General features: G+C 67.0%; 17 protein-coding genes. 14 read left to right on the top strand and 3 right to left on the bottom strand.

Going from position 1 to position 16891, the window contains the following annotated elements; genetic code table 11:
- Window positions 1-5 precede the first annotated feature (5 nt).
- The 6 genes from AC23D4_RS12210 to AC23D4_RS12185 are packed head-to-tail and all read left to right on the top strand — an operon-like array spanning window position 6 to window position 7425.
- Window positions 6-1193: an acetyl-CoA C-acyltransferase gene (locus AC23D4_RS12210; protein WP_472888763.1), complete on the top strand. Its 1188-nt coding sequence runs from the start codon at window positions 6-8 to the stop codon at window positions 1191-1193.
- A gap of 8 nt (window positions 1194-1201) precedes the next feature.
- On the top strand, window positions 1202-1870 hold the full coding sequence (locus AC23D4_RS12205) for an SDR family oxidoreductase (protein WP_472888762.1): 669 nt from the start codon (window positions 1202-1204) through the stop codon (window positions 1868-1870).
- Between the two features lie 30 nt (window positions 1871-1900).
- Complete coding sequence (locus AC23D4_RS12200; RefSeq protein ID WP_472888761.1) at window positions 1901-3028, top strand: acyl-CoA dehydrogenase family protein; 1128 nt, start codon at window positions 1901-1903, stop codon at window positions 3026-3028.
- A 46-nt stretch (window positions 3029-3074) separates the two neighbouring features.
- Window positions 3075-4466 (top strand): Trk system potassium transporter TrkA, encoded by a 1392-nt coding sequence (gene trkA, locus AC23D4_RS12195; RefSeq protein WP_472888760.1) that lies wholly within the window; start codon window positions 3075-3077, stop codon window positions 4464-4466.
- Window positions 4467-4482: 16 nt separating this feature from the next.
- Window positions 4483-5955 (top strand): TrkH family potassium uptake protein, encoded by a 1473-nt coding sequence (locus AC23D4_RS12190; RefSeq protein WP_472888759.1) that lies wholly within the window; start codon window positions 4483-4485, stop codon window positions 5953-5955.
- Window positions 5956-5964: 9 nt separating this feature from the next.
- Window positions 5965-7425 carry a TrkH family potassium uptake protein gene (locus tag AC23D4_RS12185; RefSeq protein ID WP_472888758.1) on the top strand — a complete coding sequence of 487 codons (1461 nt, stop codon included), beginning with the start codon at window positions 5965-5967 and terminating at the stop codon, window positions 7423-7425.
- 135 nt (window positions 7426-7560) lie between these two features.
- On the opposite strand, the gene AC23D4_RS12180 is transcribed toward AC23D4_RS12185, so the two are convergent.
- Entirely contained in the window at window positions 7561-8268 is a 708-nt protein-coding gene (locus AC23D4_RS12180) for a glutathione S-transferase N-terminal domain-containing protein (RefSeq protein ID WP_472888757.1), read from the bottom strand.
- Window positions 8269-8407: 139 nt separating this feature from the next.
- Between AC23D4_RS12180 and AC23D4_RS12175 the strand changes: the two genes are divergently transcribed.
- The 6 genes from AC23D4_RS12175 to AC23D4_RS12150 all read left to right on the top strand — a co-directional run bounded on the left by AC23D4_RS12175 (window position 8408) and on the right by AC23D4_RS12150 (window position 11664).
- On the top strand, window positions 8408-8845 hold the full coding sequence (locus AC23D4_RS12175; protein ID WP_472888756.1) for a rhodanese-like domain-containing protein: 438 nt from the start codon (window positions 8408-8410) through the stop codon (window positions 8843-8845).
- Between the two features lie 5 nt (window positions 8846-8850).
- Entirely contained in the window at window positions 8851-9246 is a 396-nt protein-coding gene (locus AC23D4_RS12170; RefSeq protein ID WP_472888789.1) for a YchJ family protein, read from the top strand.
- A gap of 94 nt (window positions 9247-9340) precedes the next feature.
- Window positions 9341-9655, top strand: a complete 315-nt coding sequence (locus AC23D4_RS12165) for a FitA-like ribbon-helix-helix domain-containing protein (RefSeq protein ID WP_472888755.1) — start codon at window positions 9341-9343, stop codon at window positions 9653-9655.
- Window positions 9652-10098 carry a type II toxin-antitoxin system VapC family toxin gene (locus AC23D4_RS12160; RefSeq protein ID WP_472888754.1) on the top strand — a complete coding sequence of 149 codons (447 nt, stop codon included), beginning with the start codon at window positions 9652-9654 and terminating at the stop codon, window positions 10096-10098. Before AC23D4_RS12165 ends, AC23D4_RS12160 begins: the two co-directional genes overlap by 4 nt.
- Window positions 10099-10104: 6 nt before the next feature.
- Complete coding sequence (locus tag AC23D4_RS12155; protein ID WP_472888753.1) at window positions 10105-10776, top strand: HAD family hydrolase; 672 nt, start codon at window positions 10105-10107, stop codon at window positions 10774-10776.
- 9 nt (window positions 10777-10785) lie between these two features.
- Window positions 10786-11664 (top strand): hypothetical protein, encoded by an 879-nt coding sequence (locus AC23D4_RS12150; RefSeq protein WP_472888752.1) that lies wholly within the window; start codon window positions 10786-10788, stop codon window positions 11662-11664.
- A 239-nt stretch (window positions 11665-11903) separates the two neighbouring features.
- Here AC23D4_RS12150 and AC23D4_RS12145 read toward each other — a convergent pair whose 3' ends face one another.
- Window positions 11904-12191 carry a hypothetical protein gene (locus AC23D4_RS12145; protein WP_472888751.1) on the bottom strand — a complete coding sequence of 96 codons (288 nt, stop codon included), beginning with the start codon at window positions 12189-12191 and terminating at the stop codon, window positions 11904-11906.
- Entirely contained in the window at window positions 12178-13398 is a 1221-nt protein-coding gene (locus tag AC23D4_RS12140; protein ID WP_472888750.1) for an AraC family transcriptional regulator, read from the bottom strand. The genes AC23D4_RS12145 and AC23D4_RS12140 overlap by 14 nt, the downstream gene beginning before the upstream one ends.
- 127 nt (window positions 13399-13525) lie before the next feature.
- On the opposite strand from AC23D4_RS12140, the gene AC23D4_RS12135 reads away from it, so the two are divergent.
- On the top strand, window positions 13526-15253 hold the full coding sequence (locus tag AC23D4_RS12135) for an AMP-binding protein (RefSeq protein ID WP_472888749.1): 1728 nt from the start codon (window positions 13526-13528) through the stop codon (window positions 15251-15253).
- Between the two features lie 12 nt (window positions 15254-15265).
- Window positions 15266-16888, top strand: coding sequence for a carboxyl transferase domain-containing protein (locus AC23D4_RS12130; protein WP_472888748.1), 1623 nt, complete (start codon window positions 15266-15268; stop codon window positions 16886-16888).
- Window positions 16889-16891 lie beyond the last annotated feature (3 nt).

Genomic DNA, 16891 nt, shown 5'->3' with positions numbered 1-16891 from the left:
TTTCCATGAACCCAACAGATCCCATCGTCATCGTCGGCGCCGCGCGCACCCCCATGGGTTCGTTCCAGAGCGACTTCGCTTCCCAGTCCGCCCACGATCTCGGCGGTGTGGCCATCCAGGCCGCGGTCGAGCGCAGTGGCGTGGACAAGTCGCTGGTCGACGAGGTGCTGTTCGGCAACTGCCTGATGGCCGGCCAGGGCCAGGCGCCCGCGCGCCAGGCCGCGCTCAAGGGCGGGCTGCCGCTGTCGGCCGGCGCGGTGACGCTGTCCAAGATGTGTGGCTCGGGCATGAAGGCCACCATGCTCGCGCACGACATGCTGCTCGCCGGCAGCGCCACGGTGATGGTGTCGGGTGGCATGGAGAGCATGACCAACGCGCCCTACCTGATGCTCAAGGGCCGCGGCGGCTACCGCATGGGCCACGACAAGATCTACGACCACATGATGCTCGACGGCCTGGAAGATGCCTACGAAGCCGGTCGCAGCATGGGGACCTTCGGCGAAGACTGCGCCGCCAAATACAGCTTCACCCGCGAGCAGCAGGACGCCTTCGCCATCGCCTCGGTGACGCGCGCCAAGGCCGCCACCGAGAGCGGTGCGTTTGCCAAAGAGATCGCGCCCGTGACGGTGAAAGACCGCAGCGGCGAACGCGTGGTGTCGGTGGACGAAGGCCCGGGCAAGGTCAAGCTCGACAAGGTCACTTCGCTCAAGCCCGCGTTCAAGAAAGACGGCACCATCACCGCTGCCAGCAGTTCCTCCATCAACGACGGCGCCGCCGCGCTGGTGCTGATGCGCGAGTCCACCGCGCTCAAGCAAGGCCTGAAGCCGTTGGCCCGCATCGTCGGCCACGCCACCCATGCGCAGGAGCCGAACTGGTTCGCCACCGCGCCCGTGGGCGCCACGCAGAAGTTGCTGGCCAAGACCGGCTGGGCGGTGGGCGACGTGGACCTGTGGGAGATCAACGAGGCCTTCGCCGTGGTGCCGATGGCGCTGATGACCGAGCTGTCGATCCCGCATGAAAAGGTGAACGTGAACGGCGGCGCCTGCGCGCTGGGCCACCCCATTGGCGCCAGCGGTGCGCGCATCCTGGTGACGCTGCTGTACGCGCTGCAGGCGCGTGGCGGCAAGAAGGGCGTGGCCACGCTGTGCATCGGCGGCGGTGAAGCCACGGCGATGGCCATAGAACTGGTCTGACGCTGCGCATGGCAACGGTTCTGGTCATCGGCGCGTCGCGCGGCATCGGCCTCGAATTCGTGCGCCAGTACCGCGAGGCGGGTGAGCGTGTGATTGCCACCGCGCGCGACGACGCCGGGCTGGAGCGCCTGCGCGCGCTCGGTGCCGAGCCGCTGCGGCTGGATGTGGGGCAGCCCACCAGTGTGAGTGCGCTGTCCTGGCAACTCGATGGCGAGAAGCTGGATGTGGCGCTCTATGTGGCGGGCGTGATCGATCGCGCCAGTGCCACCTCGCCGCCCACCCAACCGACCTTTGACCGCGTGATGCACACCAATGTGATGGGCGCCATGCAGGTGATCCCGCAGGTGTTGCCCCTGGTGGAAGAAGCCGGTGGCGTGTTCGGTGCGCTGTCCAGCGCCATGAGCCAGATCGGCAGCGTGCCGGGCAGCAACAGCTGGCTCTACCGCGTGAGCAAGGCGGCGCTGAACATGGCGGTGAGCAGCGCACGATTCGACTACCCGAAGGCCCGGCTGGTGGCGCTGGACCCGGGCTGGGTGCAGACCGACATGGGCGGCGGTGGTGCGCCGCTGACGGTCGAGGCCAGCGTGCGCGGTTTGCGCGCCGTGCTCGCCAGCGTGACACCCGAAGACAACGGCTGCCTGATACACCACGACGGCCGGCGCGCCGAGCACTGGTAAGACTTTCAAAACATCAACGAGACACACAACATGCTGCTGACCGAAGACCAGGTGATGATCCGCGATGCCGTGCGCGCCTTTGCGCAAGAGCAGCTCTGGCCGAACGCTGCGAAGTGGGACAAGGAACACCATTTCCCGAAGGACGTGCACAAGGGTCTGGCCGATCTGGGCGCCTACGGCATCTGCGTGCCCGAGGCGCTGGGCGGCGCGGGGCTGGACTACCAGACCCTGGCCATCGTGCTCGAAGAGATCGCGGCCGGCGACGGCGGCACCAGCACCGTGATCAGCGTGACCAACTGCCCGGTCAACGCCATCCTCATGCGCTACGGCAATGCGCAGCAGCAGGAGCAATGGTTGCGCCCGCTGGCCGCCGGACAGATGCTCGGCGCCTTCTGCCTGACCGAGCCACACGTGGGGTCCGACGCGTCCGCCCTGCGCACCACCGCAGTGAAAGAGGGCGATGAATACGTGATCAACGGCGTCAAGCAGTTCATCACCAGCGGCAAGAACGGGCAGGTGGCCATCGTCATCGCGGTGACCGACAAAGGCGCCGGCAAGAAGGGCATGAGCGCCTTCATCGTGCCGACGAGTGCGCCCGGCTACGTGGTCGCGCGCCTCGAAGACAAGCTGGGACAACACAGCAGCGACACGGCGCAGATCAACTTCGACAACTGCCGCATCCCGGCCGAGAACCTGATCGGCGGCGAAGGCGAGGGCTACAGGATCGCCCTCAGCGCGCTCGAAGGCGGGCGTATCGGCATCGCGTCACAAAGCATCGGCATGGCGCGCAGCGCGTTTGAATGCGCCGTGAAATACGCCAAGGAACGTGAGAGTTTCGGCCAGCCCATCTTCAACCACCAGGCGGTGGGCTTCAAGCTCGCGGAAATGGCGACGCAGATCGAAGCCGCCCGCGCGCTCACGCACCACGCCGCTGCGCTGCGCGACGCCGGCCAGCCCTGCCTGAAGGAAGCTGCCATGGCCAAGCTGTTCGCCAGCGAAATGGCCGAACAGGTCTGTTCGCAGGCGATCCAGGTGCACGGCGGCTACGGCTATGTGAGCGACTTCCCCGTTGAGCGCATCTACCGCGACGTGCGTGTCTGCCAGATCTACGAAGGCACGTCCGACGTGCAGAAAATCATTATTCAAAGGGCGCTGTGAGCGCCCATCCCCCTCGCCGCAGGCGGCGCAGGGGTACCATCCCGGCATGAAGATCATCATCTTGGGCGCTGGCCGCGTGGGCGAGAGCGTCGCGGAAAGCCTCGTTTCCGAGCAGAACGACATCACCGTCATCGACCAGGATCCGGCGCGGCTGCGGCTGCTGGAAGAAAAGCTGGACCTGCGGGGTGTGGTGGGCAATGGCATCCAGCCCTCCGTTCTGCAGGAAGCCGGGGCCCGCGATGCCGACATGGTGATCGCGTGCGCCGCGGCTGATGAGGCGAATCTGGTGACCTGCAAGGTGGCGCACGACGTGTTCAACGTGCCCACCACCATCGCCCGCCTGCGCTCGCCAGAGTTTGTCGAAGGCGATGAACTGCTGGGCAAGAACGGCTTTTCGGTGGACCACGTGATCTGCCCCGAAGAGTCGGTCACGCGCTACATCCACCAGCTCATCAGCTACCCCGAGGCGCTGCAGGTGCTGGAATTTGCCGATGGCCGCGCCAGCCTGATTGCCATGCGGGCGGCCTACGGCGGCTCCCTGGTGGGGCACACCATCGGTGAGTTCCGCGAGCGTTTTCCACACGCGGAAATGCGGGTGGTGGCGCTGTACCGTCTCGACACCGAAATGGAGGCGACCAAGACCACCCGCATCCTGGCGGGCGACGAGGTGTTCGTGCTGGCCGACACCGACAAGATCCGTTACGTGCTGGGCGCCATCCACAACATCGACAAGCCGGTGCAGCGCCTCATGATCGCGGGCGGTGGCAAGGTGGGCCTGCGTCTGGCGCGCAGCCTGGTGGGACAGTGCGAGGTGAAGATCATCGAGCGCGACAAGACGCGCTGCGAATACCTGGCCAGCCAGCTGCCGTCTAGCATGCTGATCCTGCAGGGTGACGGGGCGGACGAAGACCTGCTGCTGGAAGAAAACGTGGGCCAGATGGACCTGTTCCTCGCGCTCACCAGCGACGATGAAGACAACATCATGTCGGCCATGCTGGCCAAGCGGCTCGGCGCCGGGCGCGTGATGTCGCTGATCAACCGACGCGCCTACGCCGACATGATGCAGGGCAGCACGATCGACATCGCCATTTCACCGGCACAAGCCGTCATTGGTGAACTGCTGACGCACCTGCGCCGCGGCGATGTGGTGGCCGTACACAGCCTGCGCCGGGGGGCGGCCGAAGCGCTGGAAGGCGTGGCGCGCGGCGACGTGAAAACGTCCAAGCTGGTGGGCCGCAAGGTCGAAGAGGTCAAGCTGCCCAAGGGCACGCGCATCGGGGCCATCGTGCGCGGCCAGGGGCGCAGCTCGAAGGTCCTGATGCCGCACCACGACACGGTGATTGAAGCCGATGACCACATCATCATCTTCATCCCGAACAAGCGTCTGGTGCGCGAAGTCGAGAAACTGTTCCAGGTGACCGCCACCTTCTTTGGCTGAATTCCGCAGGGTCGCCATGCCGTTTCTGCGCATCTTTCCCGTGCTCGGCGCCATTGTGATGGTGTTCGCCCTGACCATGCTGGTGCCGTTGGGCGTATCCGCCTGGACGCACGATGGCGCCGAAGCGGCGTACCCCATCGCCATGCTGGTCACCTTCGCGGCGGGCCTGGCCATGCGCAGCGCGGTCTGGCGCGTGGGTCGGCAGCTGGACCTGCAGGCGCGCGACGGCATCCTGCTGGTCGGGATGGTGTGGACCCTGCTGCCGCTGTTCGCCAGCCTGCCCTTGCTGCTCTATTTCTCGGGCACGGCCTCGCCCATGTCGTTCACCGACGCCTACTTCGAGTCCATGTCGGGGCTGACAACAACCGGGGCGACGGTGCTGGTGGGCCTGGACGCGCTGCCTGCCTCCATCAACCTCTGGCGCTGCTTCCTGCAGTGGCTGGGCGGCATGGGCATCCTGGTGCTGGCGGTCGCCATCCTGCCGATGCTGGGCGTGGGGGGCAGCCAGCTCTTTCGCGCCGAAGCGACCGGTCCCATGAAGGACGCCAAGCTCACGCCGCGCATCACCGAAACCGCCAAAGGCCTGTGGAGCGTGTACAGCCTGTTGTCGCTGGCGTGCGTGCTGGGTTACTGGCTGGCCGGCATGCCGGCGCTGGATGCCTGGATCCACATGTTCTCGACCCTGAGCCTGGGCGGCCTGTCGTCGCACGACAGCAGTTTTGGCTTCTTCCAGTCGCCCGCCATGGAGTGGGTGGCGATCGTGTTCATGCTGCTCGCCAGCTGCAATTTCGCGCTCTATTTCGTGGCCCTGACCAAGCGCAATCCGGGGCGCATCTGGCGCGATGCCGAGTGGCGCGGTTCCATGGCACTGCTGGTGGGTTCGAGCGTCTTCATCGCCGGTTTGCTGCTGTTCAAGGGCACCATGAGCGATCCGCTGGAGACCCTGCGCGTGGCGCTGTTCAACGTGGTGTCGATCGGCTCGACCACCGGCTACTCCACCGTGGACTACACCACCTGGCCGGTGTTTGCGCCGCTGTACATGATCATGCTGTCGGGCATTGCCACCAGCGCCGGGTCCACCGGGGCAGGCATCAAGATGGCGCGGCTGGTGATCCTGTTCAAGCAGGCCAAGCGCGAGATGGCGCGCATCGTGCATCCGCGGGCGGTCAACCCCGTCACGCTCGGCGGCCACCTGATCGACAGCAGCACCATCTTTTCGGTGCTGGGCTTCATGCTGGTGTACGGCGGCACGATCATCGGCCTGACCATGTTGCTGCTGTTGACCGACATGCCGTTCGACACCGCGTTCACGGCCGTTGTGGCCAGTGTCAACAACATGGGGCCCGGGCTCAACGAGGTGGGTCCGGCGGGGAATTTTGCGGGCCTGACCGATTTTCAGACCTGGGTGTGCACGGCGGCCATGCTGCTGGGCCGGCTGGAAATGTTGTCGTTCCTGGTGCTGTTCACGCCCGGCTTCTGGCGCAAGTAGATCGCGCCCATGTACACGTTGCTGCCGGTCCTGAACGTGTTTTCGCGCATCCTGTTTGCGTTCGCCTTCAGCTTTCTGGTGCCGCTGGCCTGGGCCTGGAGCGAAGACCACGAGCAGTACCGCTACGTCTGGGAAGGGGCGTTTGCGCTGGCCGCGCTCAGCGGCCTGGCGCTGTGGGCCGCCACGAACCGCCACCGCCGCGAGCTGCAGGCGCGCGACGGCTTCCTGCTCGTCAATCTGGTGTGGATCGTGCTGCCGGCCTACGCCGCTTTGCCGCTGCTGTTCACGGTGCCCGGCATCGGCTGGACCAAGGCCTATTTCGAGGCCATGAGCGCGCTCACCGCGACCGGGGCCACGGCGCTCTCCGGGCTGGACTACCTGCCGGTGTCCGTCAATGTGTGGCGCTGTTTCCTGCAGCTGGTGGGCGGCCTGGGCATCATGCTGCTGGTGGTGGCGGTGCTGCCCATGCTGGGGCTGGGGGGCTACCAGGTCTACAAGGCCGAAACGCCAGGGCCCATGAAAGACGCGAAGTTCACACCGCGCATTTCCGAGACGGCGCGCGGGCTCTGGGGGGTCTATGCCGCTTTTTCGGTGGCCTGCATGCTGGCCTACCGCTGGGCCGGCATGAGCTGGGCCGACGCCTTCATGCACATGTGCACGACCATGGGCCTGGGTGGCTTTTCATCGCACGACGCCAGCCTGGGCCACTTCAGCTCGCCGACGATCGAGGCCGTCGCCACGGTGTTCATGGCCCTGGCCGGCATCAGTTTCGTGCGCTATTTCATCGTGATCCGCAGCCGCTCGCTGCGGCCCATCATCCGCGACCGCGAGATCCGCACCTACATCAGCGTGCTGCTGGTTTCGATCATGCTGGTCGCCAGCCTGCTGCTGGGGCACGGCGTGTATGACGACTTGGCCCTGGCCCTGCGCACCAGCGCCTTCCATGTGGTGTCGCTGGCCACCACCACCGGCTACGCCTCCACCGACTACGCGCAGTGGCCGGTGTTCGCGCCGGTGCTGCTGCTGTTCCTGGGCTGTTTCGTGTCCTGTGCCGGCTCCACCGGCGGCGGGATCAAGATGGTGCGCATGGTGTTGCTGATCAAACAGGCGCGGCGCGAACTGGTGCGCAGCATCCACCCGCGCGTGGTGAACCCGGTCACGATGGGCGGCGCCATCCTGCCCATGTCGGTCATGAACGCCACCTTTGGCTTCATGCTGATCTACGGCGCGGTCACCATGGGCCTGACCATGCTGTTGCTGTTCACCGGGCTGGACATCGTGACCGCGTTTTCTGCCGTGGTCGCCACGGTCAACAACATCGGTCCGGGGCTGGGACAGGTGGGGCCGACGAGCAACTTCGGCGTGCTGAGCGGTTTCCAGATCTGGGTGCTGACCTTCGCCATGCTGCTCGGCCGGCTGGAACTGCTGACGGTGCTGGTGCTGTTCACGGGCTCCTTCTGGAGGAAGTAGAGAGCACCCCCCGCGCCGCCTGCGGCGTCACCCCCCTCCAGGGGGGCGGCACAGGCCGTCCGGCAAAGCCGGCCCGGCGGTGCCCTGGGTGACGGCACTTCGGGCGCGACTGGTCGCGTGTTTCTCAGCTGCTTTTCAGGCCGGGGTTGCCGGGATGTTCAGGCCGCGTTGCACGGCGGGACGTTCGACAAACCGGGCCAGCACGCGGGCGACTTCGGGGAAGTCCTTGAAGCCCACCAGATCGCCCGCGCCGTAGAAGCCGACCAGGTTGCGCACCCAGGGCCAGGTGGCGATGTCGGCGATGCTGTAGTCGGCGCCCATGATCCAGTCGCGGCCCGCCAGGCGCTGGTTCAGCACGCCCAGCAGGCGGCGCGATTCGGCGGCGTAGCGGTCGCGGGGGCGCTTGTCTTCATAGTCCTTGCCGGCAAACTTGTGGAAGAAGCCGAGCTGGCCAAACATCGGCCCCACGCCGCCCATCTGGAACATCAGCCACTGCAGCGTTTCGTAGCGCGCAGCCGCGTCCTGCGGCAGGAACTGGCCGGTCTTTTCCGCCAGGTAGATCAGGATCGCACCCGATTCGAAGAGCGCCAGCGGCCGGCCACCGGGGCCGTTGGGGTCGAGGATGGCGGGGATCTTGTTGTTCGGGTTGAGCGAGAGGAACTCGGGCGAGAGCTGGTCGTTGCTGTCGAAGGCGACGCGGTGCACTTCGTAGGGCAGGCCGGTTTCCTCCAGCATGATCGAGACCTTCACGCCGTTCGGCGTGGGCAGCGAATACAGCTGCAGGCGGTCCGGGTGGCGCGCAGGCCACTTCTTCGTGATGGGGAAGGCAGACAGGTCGGTCATGGGCGCTCCAGGGCGGGGCGGCGGGCTGCCGCGAGGCATTCATTGGACACCGCCGCGCAATGCCCTTGTGCCAGCGAACCCATGGCGTTTGGCGTAGCCCGGTGGCGCGGATAATTCCCATCAAAGGAGACACCGACCCATGCCCATCACCAAAGGATTCCGCGTGCTCGTGGACGAAGCCACGGCGCAGATCACCACCTACAGCGTCGAGCAAGTGCGCAAGCGCCTCGAAGCGGGCGACGCCACCTTGCAGGTGGTCGACATCCGCGACGTTCGCGAACTCGAACGCGAAGACACCGTGCCCGGCGCGCTGCACGCACCGCGTGGCATGCTCGAATTCTGGGTCGACCCCGAGTCGCCTTACTACAAGCCGGTGTTCGGCGACGAAAGCAAGGAGTTCGTGCTGTTCTGCGGCGCCGGCTGGCGCAGCGCGCTGGCCACCAAGGCCCTGCAAGACATGGGCATGACCAACGTGGCCCACATCGACGGCGGCTTTGCCGCGTGGACCAGGGCCGACGCGCCCACCGAAACCCTGGAGGCGCACAAGGCCCGGCACGCGGCGCGCAAGGCCGCTTGATTGGGGTGCCCGTGAGCGTCTGTCCCTGTGGCCGGACCGACGCGCGGGGCAAAGCCAGTGCGTTCGACGACTGCTGCGGGCGCTACCTCGACCACGACACCCCGGCGCCCGACGCCGATAGCCTCATGCGCTCGCGTTACAGCGCCTTCGTGCTGGAGCGGGTGGCGTACCTGCAGAGCAGCTGGCACGCCAGCACCCGCCCGGCCGACCTGACGCTGGAGCCCGGTGTGAAGTGGCTGGGGCTGGACGTGAAACGCCACCGCGTGATCGACGCCGACCACGCCGAAGTCGAGTTCGTGGCCCGCTCGCGCGTGGCCGGCCGCGGGCAACGCTTGCACGAGACCAGCCGCTTCGTGCGCGAAGGCGGGCGCTGGTTTTATGTGGACGGCGACATCCGCTGACCCTTCACACGGGCTCAGCGCCCCGTTGGGCAACCAGTCGACAAACCACGTTTTTGGCTCCAAAATGGATCCAGATCCATTTTGGAGCCAAAACATGTCAAACCTGTCGATCAAAGACGTGCCTGAAGCCTGGGCCGAGGTGCTGCGCCAGCGGGCCGCGCGCAACCACCGCTCGCTCCAGGGTGAGCTCATGGCCATTCTGGAGCGCGCCGTGACCGAGGGCGCAGACGCTGGCGGGCCGGGCTTGCTGGCCAGTGGCACAGCGCGCGCACTCCCCAGCAGCTCCAGCCGGCAGGCCTGGAAACCCGTCGAGCAAGTGGCCGCCGAGTTGCGAGCCCGCTTCCCCCAAGGCCTGCCCACCGGGCCATCCAGCATCGATCTGATCCGGCAAGACCGGGACGCCCGATGAGCCAGGCCACCCCCACGCCCGTGTTGCTCGTGGCCGAGCCCCCGGCCCAGTACCTGCCCCGGCCGCCCATGGTGGTGGACTGCAGCGCGCTGGCCGGTGTGTTGTTTCAGGAGCCGTGGATGGACCAGGCCTTGCAGCGCCTGTCGGGTCAACGGCTCTATGCGCCCCACCTGCTGCAGGCTGAAATCTGCAGCGTCGCCGTCAAGAAGGCACGCCGAGGCGCGGCCGAAGCCGCCGCCGCCGGCCTGGCGCAATGGCACAGCGTGGCGGTCGAGCTGACCGACTTCGACGTGGAACAGACCTTTGCGCTGGCCCAGCGCTACCAGCTCAGCGCCTACGACGCGAGCTACCTTTGGCTGGCCGAGCAACTGCGCTGCCCGCTGGCCACCTTTGACGCCCAGCTCGGCGCCGCTGCCACCGCGCACCTCGGTGCGCTGGATTGAGACCCCATGAACACGACAACCCTGTTTGAAGCCGTGCTGTTTGATTGCGACGGCGTGCTGGTCGACAGCGAACCCATCACCAACGGCGTGCTGCGTGAGGTGCTGAACGAAGCCGGCTGGGCACTGACCCAGGCCGAGTGCATGCAGATCTTCATCGGCAAGGCCGTGCGCGACGAACGCGCGCGCATCGAGGCCGAGACCGGCCAGCCGCTCACCGATCACTGGATGCGCGCCTTCTACGCTCGGCGCGACCAGCGCCTGCGCGCCGAACTGCAGACCGTGGTGGGCGCGCTCGACGCCGTCATGGCCGCGCACGAACACACGGCAGGCCGCATCGCCTGCGCCTCCGGGGCCGACCGGCCCAAGGTCGTGATGCAGCTCGGCATGGCCGGCATGGCGCCGTATTTCGGTGACCGCATCTTCAGTGGTCACGACCTGCCGCGCTCCAAACCGCACCCCGACGTGTACCTGGCCGCCGCGGCCCACCTCGGCGCCGACCCGGCGCGCTGCCTCGTGATCGAAGACACCGCCACAGGTGCCCAGGCCGGCCTGGCCGCGGGTGCCACCGTTTGGGGCTACTGCCCGCAGGGCCACGGCCGCGCGTTCGACGGCCTGCCGGTGGCACGGGTGTTTCGCCACATGGACGAGCTGGCGCAGGCCCTGCCCACACTGCGGTAAAAACAAGCCATGCAAACCACACGCCGCCAACTGCTCGCGCACAGCGCAGCCCTGCCATTTTTGCCACTGGTCGGCCTTGGCCTCACTGCCTGCTCCACCGTCGAAACGACCAGCGTGCAGGCGCGCCTGCTCGGCAAGTCCATCACCGTCATCAGCACCATCGGCACCACGCTGCGCCTCAGCTGGCGCGGCACCACGCTGTTCAACAACGAGTTCGGCGAAGCCTTCGTGCCCGACTGGGGCTACAAGGAACAGCTCGAAAACCGCACCGTCGAACTGCTCAGGGCCTCGGGGCGTTTCTCCAGCGTGCAGCGCGTGACCATCACCGCCACCCGCCGAGAAGAAGCGCTCAAGGAGCTGAATGAACTCAAGACGCCGACCGACCACGTGCTGCTCATCTCGGGCGCTCCCTCGGCCGACAGCATCTGGGCCACCCGCGAAGGCTTCTTCGGTCTGGGCATCGCGCAGCGCAGCATCCTGCAGCTCGGCACCGAGTCGGTGGCCCACGCCTCGTTGCGCGTCGACCTGCTCGTGCCCAGCACCTTCGGCACGGTGCTCGGCGAAGCCACCGTGTCCACCGCCCAGCGCGTGCCCGCGCCCGCGCTGCTGCGCGGGCCGCGCCTGAACGACGACCACGCCGCTGCGGCGCGCGAGTCGCTCAAGGTGCAGGTGGACGCCGCGGTGCAGAGTTTGGTGAACCAGCTGGGGTTGGGGAAGGCGGCGCCTGCACCGGCCTCTTCGGCACCGAGGCCTGCACCGGCTCCCGCAGCGGCGCCGACGGCACCATCGAGCAACGCTTTCCCGGTGACCACGCCGAACGTGGAAGGCCGGGGCATTCCGGCGCCTTCAGGGGCTGGCGCGTCAGACAGCCTGCCTGAGAGGCGTTGATTGGGGCAATTTCTTTGCTGTCGTGTTCGGAGGCGCTGGGGACGTGCCGAATGCGATCAGACAGGTGGGTCTTGGTCAGCGTTGCCAAATGCCGGTTGAGTCGACAGGCGGACTGTTGTCGACCTGGAGCGGCCACCGCTCCATAGGGAAAGGTAAAGCTGACGTCCCGCTGTTGGTGCTCCGGTTGAGTTGGCGCAGCACTGGGCCGCGATAGCCCAGTGGGAGATGTCGTGCGGGGCTCACGCCATGAATTTTCGAATGGAGTCGCATACCGAGAGCAACTGCCGATCATCCATGCGGCCGATGATGTTTCTGATGACGGTGCCCATGACCTTCTGAACGCCGGATAGTCCGAGGGCAGCAGACTGCTGCACAACGAAGTTCGCCTTCGTGGCCTTCAGCGATTGCAGAAAGTACTGATCCATGCCGCAATCAGTCAGTTCAAGTACCAGCTCTGTGAGCTGGCCGGAGTGGACAGTTGCCTTCTCGGCGCCCTCGACGGCTTCGAGCACTTCAAGTGTCTTCACTCTCAATTCTTGCGAGTGATGGAAGCGCAGGAATGGCTTCGGGCCTGGCTCGGCGCTCTTCTTCGGTGCCCGCTTTGCTGCGGCAGGAGTCGTGCGCTTCGTTGAAGTTGGCATGGTTCGGATCCTGTCGCGGAAAGAGCACCATCGTACGCGTCATGGCCGCGCCTCGCCACTCCCCCGGCGTCACCCCCGTCCAGCCCTTGAACGCGCGCATGAAGCTCTTCTGGTTCTGGAACCCGGCCGCTTCGGCCACCTGTTTGATCGGCCGGGTCGTGCGCTGCAGCAGGTCGAGCGCGCGGTCGCGGCGCACCTCGTCTTTCAGTGCCTGCAATGTGGCGCCTTCGTCTTTCAGCTGCCGGTGCAGCGTGCGGGCCGAGGTGTTGAGCAGGGACGCGAGGTCGTTGGCGTTGTGCGCGTCCAGCGGCTGCGTCATGAGCACCTGGCGCACGCGCTGCACCAGCAGGCGGTCGCGCCGGTAGGGGCGCACCTGGATCGGCAGGGCGCGCTGCAGCATCTGGTTCATGGCGGCTTCGTCGCGCTTGACGGGCAGGGCGAGGTAGCGCGCGTCGAAGTGGATCGCGGTCTGGTCGGCGCCAAACACCGTCGGGCCATCGAACAGGACGCGGTAGACCTCGGCGTGCGCTGGTGCGGCGAACGGGAAGCTCGCGCCCAGCAGCGGGATGCGCGAGTCCACCAGCCAGCAGGCCAGGCCGTGGCTGTTGCGCAGCACCGAGACGCCACAGAATTCGCGCAGGCTGCCGTCGCCGCCCGGCGGGCGGTGTTCGGTGAGCACGATGCTGGCCACGTCGCCGCTGGTGGTCACGGCGAGCGTGATGTCGGGCGTGAGCAGGCCGTGGTGGCGGCACCAGCGTTTGAGTGCCACGCCCAGCGTGGGGGCCGACAGCGAGGCGCGCGCGAGCATGCCGTAGCTGCCCCAGGGCAGGGCGCGGCGAAACCAGCCCAGGGCTTCGTCGTCCAGTTCCTGCATGGCGGCGCCGGAGAGGGTTTCCATCTGGACGGCGGTGATGCGTGCCGCGGGATCGGCCACGCGTGCTGGCGGAATCTGTGCCTGCGCCAGGGCCTGCGCCGGGTCCAGCCCGCGCTGCTGGTAGGCGGTCACGATGGCCTGCACGAACGCCATGGGCGTGGCGGCGCGGTCGCTGCGGCGGTCGGATGGGCTGGCCAGGGTGGTGCGGGGGTCAGGCATGGCGCCAGTGTGCCTGATGGGTGGCGTGATTTGCAACCATTCTGGCAAGCGTTGTCGGCGCAAGCCTCCTAAGCTAGGCCTTGCAGTCCGGTGCGAGCCGGACCCTGGAACCCGAGGAGACAAGCCCATGAGCGACCCCCGAAACACGGCCGAGCCCCTGACGCTCAGCCTGGCGCGTGGCGCGACCGACGTGCCGCTGATCGAGCAGACCATCGGCGCATTTTTTGACGCCATGGTGGCGCGCCAGCCCGATCACGAAGCGCTGGTGAGCGTGCACCAGGGGCGGCGCTACACCTACCGCGCGCTGCAGGCCGACGCGCACCGCCTGGCCAGCGCGCTGCTGGCGCAGGGCCTGAATCCGGGCGACCGCGTGGGCATCTGGTCGCACAACAACGCCGAGTGGGTGCTGATGCAGCTGGCCACGGCGCAGGTGGGCCTGGTGCTGGTGAACATCAACCCGGCCTACCGCACGGCCGAGGTGGAATACGCGCTCAACAAGGTCGGCTGCCAGCTGCTGGTGAGCATGGCGCGCTTCAAGACCAGCGACTACCTGGGCATGCTGCGCGAGCTGGCGCCCGAGTGGGCGCACGGCCAGCCCGGCGCGCTCGAAGCGCAGCAGCTGCCGCACCTGAAAACCGTGGTCTGGATCGACGAGCCGGGGCAGGGCGCCGAAGAGCCCGGCCTGATGCGCTTCTCGGCGCTGCTGGCGCAGGGCGACGCGGCCGACCCGCGCGTGGCGCAGGTGGCGGCCACGCTCAAGGCGAGCGACCCGATCAACATCCAGTTCACCAGCGGCACCACCGGCTTCCCCAAGGGCGCGACGCTCACGCACCGCAACATCCTGAACAACGGTTTCTTCATCGGCGAGTGCATGAAGCTCACGCCGGCCGACCGCCTGTGCATCCCCGTGCCGCTGTACCACTGCTTCGGCATGGTGCTGGGCAACCTGGCCTGCTTCACGCACGGCGCCACCATCGTCTACCCGAACGACGGCTTCGACCCACTCACCGTGTTGCAGACGGTGCAGGACGAACGCTGCACCGGCCTGCACGGCGTGCCCACCATGTTCATCGCCGAGCTGGACCACCCGCGTTTTGCCGAATTCGACCTGTCCACGCTGCGCACCGGCATCATGGCCGGCTCGCCGTGCCCCACCGCCGTGATGCAGCGTGTGGTGAGCGACATGCACCTCTCGCAAATCACCATCGCCTACGGCATGACCGAGACCAGCCCGGTGAGCTGCCAGAGCAGCACCGACACGCCGCTGGACCGGCGCGTGTCCACCGTGGGCACGGTGCAGCCGCACCTGGAAGTGAAGATCGTGAACCCGGACAGTGGCGAGGTGATGGCGCCCGGCCAGTCGGGCGAGCTGTGCACGCGCGGTTATTCGGTGATGCACGGCTACTGGGAAGACCCGGCCAAAACCGCCGAGGCCATCGACACCGAGGGCTGGATGCACACCGGCGACCTCGCCACCATGGACACCGAGGGCTACGTGAACATCGTCGGCCGCATCAAGGACATGGTGATCCGGGGCGGCGAAAACATCTACCCGCGCGAGATCGAAGAATTCCTCTACCGCATGCCGCAGGTGCAGGACGTGCAGGTGGTGGGTGTGCCCGACGCGAAATACGGCGAAGAGCTGTGCGCCTGGGTCATCGTGAAACCCGGCCAGACGCTGGACGAAGACACGGTGCGCGCCTTCTGCAAAGGCCAGATCGCCCACTACAAGGTGCCGCGCTACATCCGCTTCGTGGACGCCTTCCCCATGACCGTGACCGGCAAGATCCAGAAGTTCAAGATCCGCGATGCCATGAAGGACCAGCTGGGGCTGGCCGAAGCCAAAACCGCCTGAAAGCACACCAACATGCCCGCACTCGACACAAAACTCAATGCCCGTTCCGCCGACTTCCAGGCCAACGCCACCGCCATGAAGGTGGTGGTCGACGACCTGAAGGCGCAGGTTGAAAAAGCCACGCTCGGCGGCGGCGATGCGGCGCGCGCCAAACACACCGCGCGCGGCAAGCTGCTGCCGCGCGACCGCGTGCAGATGCTGCTGGACCCGGGCACGCCCTTCCTGGAGCTGAGCCCGCTGGCCGCGATGGGCATGTACCCGGACCGCGACGGCAGCGACAGCGCGCCCTGCGCCGGTGTCATCGTGGGCGTGGGCCGCGTGAGCGGGGTGGACTGCATGATCGTCTGCAACGACGCGACGGTGAAGGGTGGTACCTACTACCCGCTGACCGTCAAGAAGCACCTGCGCGCGCAGGAAGTGGCGCAGCAGAACAACCTGCCCTGCATCTACCTGGTGGACTCGGGCGGCGCCAACCTGCCGAACCAGGACGAGGTGTTCCCTGACCGCGACCACTTCGGCCGCATCTTCTTCAACCAGGCCAACATGAGCGCGCAGGGCATCGCGCAGATCGCGGTGGTCATGGGCTCGTGCACGGCGGGCGGCGCCTACGTGCCGGCCATGAGCGACGAGACCATCATCGTCAAGAACCAGGGCACCATCTTCCTGGGCGGCCCGCCGCTGGTGAAGGCCGCCACGGGCGAGGTGGTCACGGCCGAAGACCTGGGCGGTGGCGATGTGCACACGCGCCTCTCGGGCGTGGCCGACCACCTGGCGCAGAACGACCTGCACGCGCTGGCCCTGGCGCGTCAGGCGGTGAAGAACCTCAACGCGCGCAAGGTCCCGCCCATCACCACCATCGACCCGGTCGCGCCGCTGTATCCGGCCGAAGAGCTGTACGGCGTGATCCCGACCGACACGCGCAAGCCGTTCGACGTGCGCGAGATCATCGCCCGCATCGTCGATGGCTCGGACTTCGACGAGTTCAAGTCGCGCTTCGGCACCACCCTGGTCTGCGGCTTCGCGCGCATCGAAGGCATGCCGGTCGGCATCATCGCCAACAACGGCATCCTGTTCAGCGAGTCGGCGCTCAAGGGCGCGCACTTCATCGAACTCTGCTGCCAGCGCAAGACGCCGATGGTCTTCCTGCAGAACATCACCGGCTTCATGGTCGGCCGCAAGTACGAAAACGAAGGCATCGCGCGCAACGGCGCCAAGATGGTGACGGCCGTGGCCACCGCCGCGGTACCGAAGTTCACCGTGATCATTGGCGGCAGCTTCGGCGCCGGCAACTACGGCATGTGCGGCCGGGCCTACAGCCCGCGCTTCCTCTGGATGTGGCCGAACGCGCGCATCAGCGTGATGGGCGGCGAGCAGGCCGCGAGCGTGCTGGCCACCGTCAGGCGCGACGGCATCGAAGGCAAGGGCGGCAGCTGGAGCGCGGAAGAAGAAGCCGCTTTCAAGGCCCCGATCAAGGAACAGTACGAGGTGCAGGGCCACCCCTACTACGCCACCGCCCGCCTGTGGGACGACGGCGTGATCGACCCGGCCGACACGCGCCGTGTGCTGGCGCTGGGGCTGAGCGCTTCACTCAATGCGCCGATCCCCGAAACAAAGTTCGGCCTGTTCCGCATGTGAGCA

This window comes from Hydrogenophaga sp. L76 (assembly GCF_057654755.1).
This window is presented reverse-complemented; position numbering and strand designations above follow the sequence as displayed.

Coding starts and splice junctions, on each gene's coding strand:
- AC23D4_RS12210 (WP_472888763.1), top strand. CDS start 6: ATGAACCCAACAGATCCCATCGTCATCGTCGGCGCCGCGCGCACCCCC.
- AC23D4_RS12205 (WP_472888762.1), top strand. CDS start 1,202: ATGGCAACGGTTCTGGTCATCGGCGCGTCGCGCGGCATCGGCCTCGAA.
- AC23D4_RS12200 (WP_472888761.1), top strand. CDS start 1,901: ATGCTGCTGACCGAAGACCAGGTGATGATCCGCGATGCCGTGCGCGCC.
- trkA (WP_472888760.1), top strand. CDS start 3,075: ATGAAGATCATCATCTTGGGCGCTGGCCGCGTGGGCGAGAGCGTCGCG.
- AC23D4_RS12190 (WP_472888759.1), top strand. CDS start 4,483: ATGCCGTTTCTGCGCATCTTTCCCGTGCTCGGCGCCATTGTGATGGTG.
- AC23D4_RS12185 (WP_472888758.1), top strand. CDS start 5,965: ATGTACACGTTGCTGCCGGTCCTGAACGTGTTTTCGCGCATCCTGTTT.
- AC23D4_RS12180 (WP_472888757.1), bottom strand. CDS start 8,268: ATGACCGACCTGTCTGCCTTCCCCATCACGAAGAAGTGGCCTGCGCGC.
- AC23D4_RS12175 (WP_472888756.1), top strand. CDS start 8,408: ATGCCCATCACCAAAGGATTCCGCGTGCTCGTGGACGAAGCCACGGCG.
- AC23D4_RS12165 (WP_472888755.1), top strand. CDS start 9,341: ATGTCAAACCTGTCGATCAAAGACGTGCCTGAAGCCTGGGCCGAGGTG.
- AC23D4_RS12160 (WP_472888754.1), top strand. CDS start 9,652: ATGAGCCAGGCCACCCCCACGCCCGTGTTGCTCGTGGCCGAGCCCCCG.
- AC23D4_RS12155 (WP_472888753.1), top strand. CDS start 10,105: ATGAACACGACAACCCTGTTTGAAGCCGTGCTGTTTGATTGCGACGGC.
- AC23D4_RS12150 (WP_472888752.1), top strand. CDS start 10,786: ATGCAAACCACACGCCGCCAACTGCTCGCGCACAGCGCAGCCCTGCCA.
- AC23D4_RS12140 (WP_472888750.1), bottom strand. CDS start 13,398: ATGCCTGACCCCCGCACCACCCTGGCCAGCCCATCCGACCGCCGCAGC.
- AC23D4_RS12135 (WP_472888749.1), top strand. CDS start 13,526: ATGAGCGACCCCCGAAACACGGCCGAGCCCCTGACGCTCAGCCTGGCG.
- AC23D4_RS12130 (WP_472888748.1), top strand. CDS start 15,266: ATGCCCGCACTCGACACAAAACTCAATGCCCGTTCCGCCGACTTCCAG.